The sequence below is a fragment of the Pseudomonas sp. FG-3G genome, assembly GCF_901007645.1.
GTDB classification, from domain to species: Bacteria; Pseudomonadota; Gammaproteobacteria; order Pseudomonadales; family Pseudomonadaceae; genus Aquipseudomonas; species Aquipseudomonas rhizophila.
In genome coordinates this window covers 197123-209510 of record NZ_CAAKGZ010000020.1, presented here as the reverse complement: position 1 = coordinate 209510, position 12388 = coordinate 197123, and the positions used below count along the sequence as shown (strand labels likewise).

Below are 12388 nucleotides of genomic sequence, written 5' to 3'. Positions count from 1 at the left end.
TGCGCAGCCCAGCGGGAGCAAGCTCCCTCGCCACGGGTTCTGTTTGGCTGGGCGATTGGGGCGAGATTAGCACCTGCTCAAACGTCCAGAACCACGGTCTCACTCCCCTGTGCCGGTACTGCGCAACAGATCAGTACCTCATCTTCGGCAACCGGCTCGGCCGGACTGTTCAGATAATGCACCTGCCCCTGGCTTAGCCGGGTTTTACAGGTGCCGCACGAACCGCCGCGGCAGCTGAACTCAGGGCTCAGGCCCCGGGCTTCGGCAAGCTCCAGCAGGGTCCCGCTGCCCGGTTCCCAGCGGGCCTCCTTGCCGGAGCTGGCGAACAGGATCTTCACCGACTCGCTCGATGCAGGCACTTGCGGGGCCGCTGGCACGCTGACTTCGGCGTCGCGTACCAGTGTGGATGGGCCGAAGGTTTCGGCATGAATGCGATCGTCTGGAATGCGCAATTTGCGCAATCCGTCATACAGCGACTGGGTGAAGCTGCCGGGCCCGCACAGGTAGTAGTCGTAGTCATCGAGCGCCAGCAGTTGCTTGAGCAGTTCCACATCGATCCTGCCCGTCGCGTCGTAGCCTTGCCCCGCACCGTCCGTAGGTGGCTGGCTGACCAGACGCAGTACCTTTACCTTGCCTGCGGCACGCTTGACCAGCTCATCGATTTCCTCGCGAAATGCCAGGTCGGCAACCGTGCGCGCGCTTTGCACCAACCAGACCGGACGCATCCGACTCATGCGCAGACCCTGATAGACCACCTCGCGCAACATCGACAACAGCGGCGTCACACCCACGCCCGCCGCCAGCAGCACCAAGGGCCGCCGCTCAGCGGCCTGAACGGTGAAATGCCCTTGGGGCGCTCGCGCCTCGATCTGCTGCGCCACCTCAATCCGGTCATGCAGATGCGAGGAGACCAAGCCCTCGCGCTTGACGCTGATGCGCAGGAAATCATCCGACGGCGCGCTGGACACGCTGTAGGTACGAATCGAGGGGACTTTCTGCCCCTCCAGCGAAATCCGCACGGGCAAGTGCTGGCCGGCGTCAAACCGGGGCACGCCCGCTCCGTCGGCGGCTTGCAGGTAGAAGGAGCGAATGTTGTGGCTCTCATCCACCACACGAACCACACGCAATGGGCGCCATTGGGTCCGCAGGGCTTCGGCCTGCAAGCGCTCGGCGGCCTGCTCCCAACTGCCAGTCATCAATGAATTGGGCGAGTCGCCCGCGCTCTGGTCCTTCCAGCGCAACGGGATCGCGGCCTGGCGGTAAACCACGCGCTGCGGCTTGAAGCGCAGCAGCCGCTCGGCGCCCTGGAACGCGGCAATTTCGGGATCGTCCAGCAATACTTGGGCGGAACCGGTCATTTGCAGAAGATCGCCGGTCTTGAAATCGACGAAGATCAGGCCTGCGCGGGGATTGAGCAGGATGTTGCCCAGGGTGTTGAAGAACAGGTTTCCAGAGAAGTCCGGGATGGTCAGCGTGCCGTCCTCGTCCATGCGCACAAAACCTGGCTTGCCGCCGCGGTGGGACGCATCGACCTGCCGTTCGCCGTCGCGCTCCACATAGGTGGCGATGTAAAACGAATCAGCCGCCGTGATCAGGCGTCGAGCCAATGGGTCCGTTGCCACCAGGTGCCGAACGTCACCGGCCTGTTCGCGGACAAAGGAATATTGGCGCAGGTTGATATAACGAGGGCAATTGCCATAGGCCTGGCTGACGGAAATCTCCAGCCCGTGATCGAGCAGACGGCGAATGTTGCCGTTCATGCGGTTGCGCCGACGGGTGTGCAATTCGATACCCAGCATGCCGATGGCAGCCCCCTCGCCCATGCCCTCCTGGGCCGGATCGCTGGGTTGTGGCTTGAGATCGATCTGCAGGGTTTGCGGATCAGGTGAGCTCATGAAACCGGGTTTGCCGGTGCGCAGGGTCGCCCACACGTCACCTTGCCGATCCACGGCGCCCAATACCACGAAAGGCAACTGTGCGTAGAACTCCCGGTGCTGGTCCGGCATCCAGTTGCGCGCCAATTGTCGCTGGCCGACGCTGGTCATCATGTCGACCGCACCGACCGAGCGTTGCAAGGTCAGTTCGCCTTCATGCCAGGGTGAGGATTGTGGTTTCGCGGCTTCGTCCATCAGCTACTCCTCGCGCCCGCAGCCTTGCAGGCTGCGTTAAGACGCTACGGTCAGGGGGACTGCGCTACGCCTCTTGCCGAGGGTGCATTGCAGGTGGGGTTATCTTCTTCCCAAAGGGATTGGGGAGGAATACGCACGAACTGCAATCCACTGTTTCATAAACTGGAATGAACACGTCCTGGGCGCCTGCGGGGAATCACCAGGGCCGGACAGCGTGCCCGCTCATCGCTGAAGGTCAGCGCCCCAGCGCAAGAGCGATTTTCAGTTGCAACTCGTTTTCGGAGAATGGCTTGTGCAACACAGGACGATGGGCGAACTCGTTCGGCAGCCCGCTGGCACCGTATCCGGTGCTGAATAAAAACGGAATCTGGCGCGCCTGGAGAATTTCGGCAACCGGAAAAACCCGCTCACCGGCCAGGTTGACATCGAGAATGGCCAGGTCAATTGCCACCCGGTTCGCCACTTCGCAGGCCGTAGCGAGCCGTGCCACTGACGCCACCACCACGCATTCGAGTTCTTCCAGCATTTGCTCGACCAGCATGGCGATGGTGCCTTCGTCCTCAACCAGCAGCACCCTGACTCCGGGGAACGAACTCATGGGCTGGACGCCCGGATCAGAAACGAGATTCGGCAGCAAACGCCCTTCGGGTCGAAGGTCAGGTCAAATGTCCCGCCCAAATCGCGCTCGATGCAGCGCTTCATCAAACGCGAACCCAACCCTTCCCGCTTGGGTTGGGCCACCCGTGGCCCGCCCTGCTCGCGCCAGTCCAGGGTCAGTAGCATTCCATCGGATTGTGGTTGCACAACCCACTTCACTGAAAGCGTGCCCGTCTCTACTGACATCGCGCCGTATTTCAGTGCATTGATCGCCAGTTCATTGAGGGTCATGGTGAGGTTGAGCGCAACGCGGGTGCCGACGTCGACAGGGTCGCCCTCCACCACGATTCGGCTGGGTTCCTGGCCAAATATCGGCATCAGCACTTCATGGGCAAGGGACCCCAGCGGGGTATGGCCCCAATGGCGCCGGGTCAACAGATCGTGAGCCCGGGACAACGCAAGCAGCCTGGCTTCGAAACGCCTGTAACCGTCGTTCGCATCCTCGGCATTGCGCGCCGTTTGTGCCGCCAGGGATTGCACGGTGGCCAGGGTGTTCTTGACCCGATGATTGAGTTCGTCGATCAGGGTCTTCTGCCGGTTCTCCGCCTGCTTTCGCTCGGTGATGTCCACCAGCATGTTGATGGCGCCCACCAGATTGCCATCGGCGTCATGCAGCGGTGTGGGATACGGCGCAAACGGCACACGAGTGCCATCCGGCCGTTCGGCAATGGCCTCGACACCACGTATCGGGCGGTTTTCCTTCAAGGCCACCGCCATCGGGCACTGGTCGTGGGGAAGCGCGCTTCCATCGGTATTGAATATTTTCCAGGTCACGCACCACAGGTCACCCAACTGTGGGGTCCGGCCAGACAATTCGACAGCCGCCCGATTGAAGAAGGTGATGCGCCCTTGTGCATCGGTTGTATAAACCGCAGCGGGCAGAGCCTCGAGAAGATTGCGCATATGCCGTTCGCTTTCGCGAATCTGGCTTTCCATTTGCTGGGCGAGCGTGACGTCGATGGTGAAACAGCGTGTGTGAAAGAGCTTACCGTCCTCGAAACGCCCATTGGAGGTAATCGCTACATGCCGGATCGTGCCGTCTTTGGCCCTCAACCGCGCCGGGTAGCTGTCCAGGCTTTCGCCGCTGCCCAGTTTATTGAGGATGTCACCAATAACGGGCTCATCCACATGAAACTCCGTAATGTGGCGGCCGATATATTCGTCAGCCGCATAGCCCAGCATGTTCAGCTCGGCCTTGTTGGCACGCTGGATGATGCCCGCGTTGCTGACAATGTGAAGCCCCACCGCGCTGTTTTCAAAAAAATCCTCGAGGTCGGCACTCTTGCGACGAAGCTCTTCGGCCATCGCATGACGCGCCGAGACATCCTGAAAACAGTTGATCGCCCCTTGAATGGCCCCGCGCCGATCCCTGAGGGCCCGGATGTTCACCAGCGCCATAAGCCGCGTTCCATCCGAACGCTCAATGATCACTTCCTGATTGCGTGTCGCTGCGCCGGTAATAAGCACCGAAGCCATGGGGCAGTCTTCGAAAGCCAGCGGCGTGCCATCCGGTAAAAAAAGCCGGTGCGAGCCGCAGAAGCGGTCACCGTTTTTCCCGATAATGGGCGTCCTGCCCCATAGCTCGGCCGCTTCACTGTTGTACCTGACGAGCCAACCCTCGTGATCACAGAGGTATACCGCCCCCGGTATGGCGTCGAGCGCGCTCGCGCCCAGGGTGAGCAGGCTCTGGTACTCGCTCGGAGCGCAAACCTCCACGGCAAGCTCTTCAATGTTCGACATCTGGTAATCCTCAATCCGCCTGGCTGAAACGCCCACGCTCCCCATCGCCCCCGGTTTTATGGCCGGAGTCGGTGATTCCAGCTCGGATAATCCTTCTGAATGCGGGTTCGGATATATTTCATAGAGCCGTTGTGTTGGAGGTCTAGATCCCTATTCACCGCGCTAGTTCATGAAAGTTCAACAGGTTCGGTGTTTGAACTGGACAGGGATCTTTTCTAGCGCGCTGAAGAGCAGCAATTGAGTGTAGTCGGCCTCGTGTTTGTCGAACCATTCGCTTCAAGACCTGAGCTTGCAGATTGAAACATGACAGCCGGTATATCTATATACGACAAATTACAGGCGCAACGGGTTTGATCTTCTATGATTGCTCCAGCAAAGGAGTTTATTCCGATGAGCGAATCAGAAGCACGACTTCTGCGCGTGCATTCCCTTAAAACCGCTTGCTCCAACTGCAGCGTGCTTGAGCTGTGCCTGCCTATCGGGCTGACGGGCGGCGAAGTCGAGCGCCTGGACACCTTGATCTCACAGCGTGTGAAGGTCAAAAAAGGCGCGGCGTTGTACCGCATCGGCGATCCGCTGCGCTCTCTGTATGCGGTGCGGCTGGGTTTCTTCAAGACCAGCGTATTGTCGATGGACGGACGCGAACAAATCACCGGTTTCCAGATGCAAGGCGAAATGCTCGGTCTGGACGCCATCAGCACCGATCATTACGCCTGCAATGCAATAGCGCTGGAAGACAGCGAAGTTTGCCCGATTCCTTTCAGCAACCTGGAAAAACTTGCCCACGATTTGCCCTCTTTACAGCACAACCTCAACAAGCTCCTGAGCCAGGAGATCGTGCGCGACCACAGCATGCTGCTGTTGCTTGGCAACATGAATGCCGATGAACGTCTTGCGGCGTTTCTGCTGAACCTGTCTCAGCGACTTAACATGCGCGGTTACTCCTCCAGGGAATTCGTCTTGCGCATGAGCCGCGAGGCTATCGGCTCTTATCTGGGCCTGCGGCTGGAAACGATCTGCCGGGGTATCGCGCACCTGCGAGAAGAGGAACTGGTAGAAATGCATGGACGCAACGTCACCATCCTGGACCTGCCCGGCCTCAAGCAAAAAGTGGCTGGTTGCCACCGTCATTCAGAGCGGTGAAACCCTCTCGAGGCGCTTGCATCACTGATCACCTGCCCGTCGCCTGATCGCCCCTTCCGCTGGCACGGTCGACCGCCCTGCTGATTTTCATCAAATCACAGGCCGTTGCCCCGACAGCGCGTTGACCCCACTTACACCCTTGTTGATTTAGCTCAATGTGTCGGCATCACCCAGGCGTAGAAAAAGCAGACCGGGCCCTGATAGCCCCGCCCGCTTCGCATTACCTGGAGGACGCCACGATGAGCGACTTGACCCTGCGCAAGACCATTCTGGAAGAACTGGAATTCCAACCCGACCTCAACGCAGCCCATATTGGCGTGGCCGTGGACAATGGCGTCGTCACCCTTTCCGGTCATGTCGGCAGTTATGCAGAAAAGATCAGCGCCGAACGCGCCGTCAAAAGCATCGAGGGCGTGCGCGCCGTAGCTGAGGAAATCCAGGTCCGATTGAATAAAAACGCCGGCACCGCAGACGACACCATTGCCAATCGCGCCTTGAAGATCATCAACTGGAGCTGCGACGTTCCTGAAGGCGACATAAAAGTCATCGTGCAGAACGGCTGGGTCAGCCTGGAAGGCGAAGTGGAATGGCAATACCAGAAAGAAAGCGTGGAGCGGTCCGTGTTCAAGCTATCCGGCGTGGTGGGCGTGAACAATCGACTGACCCTGCGCCCTCGAGTGGACGCGGGCAACATCCAGCGTCGTATCGAAGAGGCCCTTAAACGCAATGCCGAAGTGGATGCCAAGGCAATTCACGTCAAGGTCGATGGGGATGTGGTGAGGCTCGAAGGCAAAGTCCATTTATGGCGCCAGCGTAAAATCGCGGAACGGGCGGCCTGGTCGGTGCCGGGGGTCAGAGAGGTGGACGATCACCTGTTGCTTGTCTGAGTCGCAGGCCCGCAGAGAACCGTCTCTGCGGTGATCCATTCGCTGTATTTCCATCTGCTGTCGTCATTGAGCCGAGGCCATGAAAAAAACCCACCAATGGAACCTGTCATATTTTTTGGTCGCCCTGGTCGTGTTCAGCCTTGCGCAGTTTTTGTTTTTCGAACGCCCCATGGTCCAGGTCATTCCCTACAGCCAGTTCCTGCAGTTGCTCAACGAGCAAAAGGTCAGCGATCTACGGGTGGAAAACGATCGGATCAGCGGCAAACTGCAGGAGCCGATCGCCGGTCATAACCTGTTCTCGACTATACGGGTGGATCCTGCGCTGGCGACGGATCTTGCCCATTCGGGTGTCGGTTTTACCGGGGTGAGCGAGAATACCTTCCTGGGTGGTTTGCTGGGCTGGTTACTGCCCTTCGGCTTGATCATGGTGATCTGGCATTTCATGTTCCGGGGGTTGGCGGAAAAACAAGGCATGGGCGGCCTGATGAACATCGGCAAGTCCCGCGCCAAGGTATTCGTCGAGCGGGACACCGGAGTAACCTTTGCCGATGTGGCCGGAATCGACGAAGCCAAGGTCGAGCTGGTGGAAATTGTGTCCTTTCTCAAGGACAAGGCGAAATACGCACGGCTGGGGGCGCATATACCCAAAGGTACGCTGCTGGTCGGCCCGCCGGGCACAGGCAAGACTCTGGTGGCCAAAGCCATCGCCGGAGAAGCCGGGGTGCCCTTCTTCTCGATTTCGGGCTCCGAGTTCGTCGAGATGTTCGTCGGTGTCGGTGCCGCTCGCGTGCACGATTTGTTCGAGCAGGCACGGCAGGCAGCCCCCTGCATCATTTTTATCGATGAACTCGATGCGCTGGGCAAGATGCGCGGCGTCGGCGCCTGGGGTGGCAATGACGAGAAAGAACAAACCCTCAATCAATTACTGGCGGAACTGGATGGGTTCGACCCTCGAGAGGGTGTTGTGTTGCTCGCCGCAACCAACCGGCCCGAGGTCCTGGACCCGGCATTGCTGCGTGCCGGCCGTATCGACCGGCAGATTCTGATCGATCGCCCCGATCGTAAAGGCCGGCAGGCGATCCTCAAGGTACACCTCAAGAAAATCGTCGTGGGGCCGGATCTAGACAGCGAGCGCATCGCTGACATCACCACCGGTTTCACCGGCGCTGACCTGGCCAATCTGGTCAACGAAGCCGCCATCGTTGCCACTCGTCGCGGCGCCGAAACCGTCAGCCTCGACGACTTTACCGCGGCCGTGGAACGCATCGTCGCCGGAATTGAACGCAAGAGCAGCCTGTTGTTGCCTGATGAACGCCAGGTGGTGGCCTATCACGAAATGGGCCACGCCCTGGCCGCCAGCAACCTGCCGGCCATGGACCCGGTCCACAAGGTCTCGATTGTGCCCCGTGCCATCGGTTCGCTCGGTTACACGTTACAGCGCCCCACCGAAGACCATTTCCTCATCAGTTGCCAGATGCTCAAGGACCGCATTGTCGTGCTGATGGCCGGCCGCGCCGCCGAATTCCTGGCCTATGGCCAGATATCGACCGGGGCTGCCGATGATCTGGCCCATGCAACCGATATCGCTCGCCAACTGATCACCCGGTTCGGCATGAGTGCCGAGCTTGGTCAGGCGGTGCTGGAACGTAAAAGTGCCACTTACCTGGGCGAACGCATGCAGGAAGTCGCAGAAAGGGATTATTCGCAAATAACGGCCAGAGAGATCGATCTGGCCATTCGCGCCTTGCTCGATGAAGCCTATCAACGAGCCAAGACGCTGCTTGAAAGCCGTCGGGGCGATCTGGACGCCGGCGCGCGTCTTTTGCTGGAAAGGGAAACCTTGACCCCTGAAGAATTTGCACCGCTCCTACCGCTCAAGCGCCCCGTGGTAAGGGTTGTGCAACCTTTGACGCACGCACCCACGATTAGCGGATGACGAACATGAACACACCTTCGCAACACACACTCGATGGGCTGTATGGTTCACCCCACCCCATTGAAGAGGCCAGCATTGCCCCGGTCCTGCAACACTACGCCGAACCTCTACCGGAACCGGATGCACCGGGCTTTGGACAAATGTTCGATCGCTACGCGGATGCGCGTATCGTGATGATCGGTGAGGCCAGCCACGGCACCAGCGAGTTCTATCGATTCCGGGCTGCCATCACCCAACGGTTGATCGAACAGCATGGGTTCAACATCGTCGCCGTTGAAGCGGACTGGCCGGATGCGGCGCATGTTGATCGATATGTCCGAGGGCTCGCGCCCTCGGCGTGGAAGCGTCACATCTTCAGCCGATTTCCGACCTGGATGTGGCGCAACACTGAAGTTAAGACATTTGCCCACTGGCTCCATCAATTCAACCACCCGCGCAGCCCGGAAGATCGCGTCGAGTTCCGCGGCCTGGACATCTACAGTTTGCGTAACTCCATTCATGAGGTGCTGAATTACCTGGACCGCGTCGACCCGCAACTGGCCAGCGAAGCCCGACGTCGCTATGGCTGCCTGACACCCTGGCAGGATGATCCGGCGCTATATGGCCACTTTGTCGAGCGCGGTGGGGTGATGCCCTGTGAAGATGCCGTGGTAGCGCAGCTCAATAGCATGCTGGCCGAACAACTGGCAGGACTTATCAAGGACGATGAGGCGTTCTTCAACGCGACGCAAAATGCTCGCGTGGTGCAGGCGGCGGAACAGTATTATCGGGCAATTTATCGAGGTTCGACCGCCTCCTGGAACCTGCGTGACCGCCACATGTTCAACACCCTGCAAGCATTGCTGGAACACCGGGGCCCTCAAGCCAAAGCCGTGGTGTGGGCTCACAACTCTCACATTGGCAACGCGGCTGCCACGCAAATGGGCTGGAAGGGCCAGTTCAACATCGGCCAGCTATGCCGCAGCGCCTATGGGCGCGACGTCGCCCTGATCGGCATGAGCACTGACCGTGGCCAGGTGGCGGCGGCCGATGACTGGGACGGCGCCATGCTCATCAAAGACATTCGACCTTCGCGCCCGGACAGCTGGGAGCATCAGTTTCTCAAAGCCGGCGTTCCGGCTTCATTGACCGACTGGCGAGATCCGCAGCGCAAGGACCTGCGCCGCGCACTCTCAAAACCCATGCTGGAACGGGCTATCGGGGTGATTTATCGTCCCGAAACCGAGCGTGACAGCCACTATTTCGAAGCAGTCCTGAGTGAACAGTTCGATGCCATGGTCTGGATCGAAAAGACACAGCCGGTAGCGGCGCTGGCACTGCCGAAAAGCCAGAAGCTGGAGCCGGAAGACGAGACGTTTCCATTTGGCGTGTGAGCCCGTTCGCAGTCCTGCCGCTCTACCCCTGAGACGCGGCGGTCGACTCCCGTTGCCAGGCCCGCTGCAGCAAATCGATGACGATTTCATCGGATGTCTGAGGGAAGTCCTTGTACCAATAGCCTATGGAAACCAGCCAGTCAGGAATAAGCGGACAAATCACCTCATCCACTTCGCTGCGTAGCGCCTCCACTGTTTCAAGCGGCCCAACCGGCACGGCGACCACAACGCGCGAAGGCCCTTGCGTGCGGACCGCGTGGATCGCTGCCATCATCGAGGCCCCCGTCGCCAGACCGTCATCAATCAGGATGACCACCTGGTCCTTGAGTTGTACAGGCTCACGAGTGCCTCGATACGCCTGCTCACGACGCAACAGCTCCCGGGTTTCCCGGGCAACCACGGCGTCGAAACTGGGCTGATCAATCGGATGGGCACGAAGAGCGTCGTCATTGAGGATCTGTATGCCACCACTGGCAATGGCGCCCATCGCGAACTCAGGGTTGGACGGCACACCCAGTTTGCGAACCAGCATCAGATCAAGGCGCACGTGCAGAGCGGTGACCACTTCATAAGCCACTGGAACTCCGCCGCGGGGCAAGGCCAGGACGATGACATCGGGTCGATGGGCGTATTTGAACAAATGTTCCACCAGCCCTTGCCCCGCTGCGCTGCGGTCCTTCCACACTGTTTGCATTGAGGGACTCTGACTCATTGGAAAACCTCCACAGGCTGTTGCGCCCCGTCGTTCAGCGTCAATCCAGCGTCCTCTGATAGAGCGGCCTCGGCGTTGATTTATGTCAATTTCCCTGCAAGGCAGCTCAGTCCTTTTCCTATGAAATTCACGCATGCACGCCCTGCATAACCTCTGATCTAAATCAATGCTCCCCAGCCTCTTCACGCAGAGATTAATAACCAGCGCTAGAACCTTCGCTTTGGCGAAGGTCGTCGACCCCTTCGTCTCGTGGAGGCTTCAATCATGGCAACGCACCTGCAAGGCACTGAGCCGGTCATCCCGGCCGTCAAACCTCATCCTTTGGCCGGCAGTTTGCGAAAGGTCGAACCCAAACGCCTGTCATTGAGCCTGCTGGTTGCGCTGGTGGTGGGTTCGATGATCGGTAGCGGCATTTTCAGCCTGCCCCAGAACATGGCCTCCAGCGCGGGTGCCGGGGCTATCCTGATCGGCTGGCTGATCACTGGCGTGGGTATGCTGTCATTGGCTCTGGTCTATCAGACACTCTCCAACCGTCAACCGGAACTCGATAATGGCGTGTTCGCCTACGCTCGTGCGCTTGGGGGTGAGTTCCTGGGCTTCAATTCGGCGTGGGGCTACTGGATCAGTGCGTGGATTGGCAACGTCAGTTATCTGGTGATTCTGTTCGCGGCGGTCAGTTACTTTTTTCCCTTGTTCGGCGAAGGCAATAACAAGGCCGCGATTGCCGGTGCGTCGGTGGTGCTGTGGTCGTTGCATTGGATGATCCTGCGCGGGATGCGCACAGCGGCCAAGGCCAACGCCCTGACCACCGTGGCCAAAGTCGTGCCCTTGCTGCTGTTCATCGGCCTGGTGATCGCCGGATTTTCCAAAGACACCTTCATGGTCGACTTTTGGGGCACGCCGGCATTGGGTAGTACCCTGGATCAGGTCAAGAGCACCATGCTGGTGACGGTCTGGGTCTTTATCGGCATTGAAGGTGCCAACGTGTTTTCCGCCCGTGCCGCCGACCGGGCGGATGTGGGCAGGGCCACGGTGATCGGTTTCGTCCTGACGTTGCTGCTGCTGATTGCCGTGTCGCTCCTGTCTCTGGGGATCCTCAGACAACCTGAACTGGCTGCCCTGAAGAACCCATCCATGGCGGGTGTTCTGGAGGCGGTGGCCGGTCCTTGGGGTGCGGTGTTGATCAGTATCGGCCTGATTGTGTCGGTCGGCGGTGCGTTGCTGGCCTGGACCCTGCTGGCAGCGGAATCGGTGTTCACGCCGGCCAGGGAAAAGGTCATGCCCCGCGCGCTGGCCTCGGAAAACCAGCATGGCGCGCCGGCCAACGCGCTGTGGATCACCAACGGCTGCATTCAGCTGTTCCTGTTGTTGACGCTGTATTCGAGCGCCAGCTACCTGGCCCTGATCTCACTCGCCACCTCGATGATCCTGCTGCCTTATCTGTTCAGCGGCCTGTACGCGCTGAAGATGACCTGGCAAGGCCAGACCTACGCCGGGCACCGCGTCCTGCAATTGCGCGACATGGCCATCGCCTTGGTCGCCACCACCTATTGCATTTGGCTGCTCTACGCCGCCGGCCCCCGCTACATGCTGCTCAGCGCCCTGCTCTATGCCCCCGGTTCGCTGATTTACCTCAGCGCGCAACGGGCCAGGACCGGGCATGCGCTCAATGGTTTCGGCTGGGGGTTGCTGCTGGTGATCTGGGTGGCGGCGATTTTCGCCGGCTGGATGCTCTGGTCCGGCCAGCTCTCGTTGTAAGGCTTGCAAGCGTGCATTGACCCGTCCGGAACCGGTCCCTGGCAATGATGCCA

Annotated in this window: 9 protein-coding genes; 5 read left to right on the top strand and 4 right to left on the bottom strand. The window is 59.7% G+C overall.

The window, feature by feature from the left end:
* Positions 1 to 77: 77 nt before the first annotated feature.
* The 3 genes from PSEUDOMOFG3G_RS10690 to PSEUDOMOFG3G_RS10680 all read right to left on the bottom strand — a co-directional run bounded on the left by PSEUDOMOFG3G_RS10690 (position 78) and on the right by PSEUDOMOFG3G_RS10680 (position 4526).
* Positions 78 to 2129, bottom strand: coding sequence for a pyridoxamine 5'-phosphate oxidase family protein (locus PSEUDOMOFG3G_RS10690; protein WP_139049897.1), 2052 nt, complete (start codon positions 2127 to 2129; stop codon positions 78 to 80).
* A gap of 235 nt (positions 2130 to 2364) precedes the next feature.
* Positions 2365 to 2727 carry a response regulator gene (locus PSEUDOMOFG3G_RS10685; protein WP_076384348.1) on the bottom strand — a complete coding sequence of 121 codons (363 nt, stop codon included), beginning with the start codon at positions 2725 to 2727 and terminating at the stop codon, positions 2365 to 2367.
* The gene (locus PSEUDOMOFG3G_RS10680; RefSeq protein WP_139049896.1) at positions 2724 to 4526 is read right to left on the bottom strand and encodes a PAS domain S-box protein; all 1803 of its coding nucleotides are present in this window, start codon (positions 4524 to 4526) and stop codon (positions 2724 to 2726) included. Before PSEUDOMOFG3G_RS10680 ends, PSEUDOMOFG3G_RS10685 begins: the two co-directional genes overlap by 4 nt.
* 390 nt (positions 4527 to 4916) lie before the next feature.
* Between PSEUDOMOFG3G_RS10680 and fnr the strand changes: the two genes are divergently transcribed.
* The 4 genes from fnr (at position 4917) to PSEUDOMOFG3G_RS10660 (ending at position 9865) form a co-directional block, all read left to right on the top strand.
* The gene (fnr, locus tag PSEUDOMOFG3G_RS10675; RefSeq protein WP_139049895.1) at positions 4917 to 5669 is read left to right on the top strand and encodes a fumarate/nitrate reduction transcriptional regulator Fnr; all 753 of its coding nucleotides are present in this window, start codon (positions 4917 to 4919) and stop codon (positions 5667 to 5669) included.
* A gap of 239 nt (positions 5670 to 5908) precedes the next feature.
* Complete coding sequence (locus PSEUDOMOFG3G_RS10670; protein ID WP_076384342.1) at positions 5909 to 6556, top strand: BON domain-containing protein; 648 nt, start codon at positions 5909 to 5911, stop codon at positions 6554 to 6556.
* Positions 6557 to 6635: 79 nt separating this feature from the next.
* On the top strand, positions 6636 to 8492 hold the full coding sequence (gene ftsH / locus PSEUDOMOFG3G_RS10665) for an ATP-dependent zinc metalloprotease FtsH (protein WP_139049894.1): 1857 nt from the start codon (positions 6636 to 6638) through the stop codon (positions 8490 to 8492).
* Positions 8493 to 8497: 5 nt separating this feature from the next.
* Entirely contained in the window at positions 8498 to 9865 is a 1368-nt protein-coding gene (locus PSEUDOMOFG3G_RS10660; RefSeq protein ID WP_139049893.1) for an erythromycin esterase family protein, read from the top strand.
* Positions 9866 to 9887: 22 nt separating this feature from the next.
* Here PSEUDOMOFG3G_RS10660 and PSEUDOMOFG3G_RS10655 read toward each other — a convergent pair whose 3' ends face one another.
* Complete coding sequence (locus tag PSEUDOMOFG3G_RS10655) at positions 9888 to 10577, bottom strand: phosphoribosyltransferase (RefSeq protein WP_047225681.1); 690 nt, start codon at positions 10575 to 10577, stop codon at positions 9888 to 9890.
* A 264-nt stretch (positions 10578 to 10841) separates the two neighbouring features.
* On the opposite strand from PSEUDOMOFG3G_RS10655, the gene arcD reads away from it, so the two are divergent.
* A complete protein-coding gene (arcD, locus tag PSEUDOMOFG3G_RS10650; protein ID WP_139049892.1) occupies positions 10842 to 12335 on the top strand; it encodes an arginine-ornithine antiporter in 1494 nt (497 codons plus the stop codon).
* Positions 12336 to 12388 lie beyond the last annotated feature (53 nt).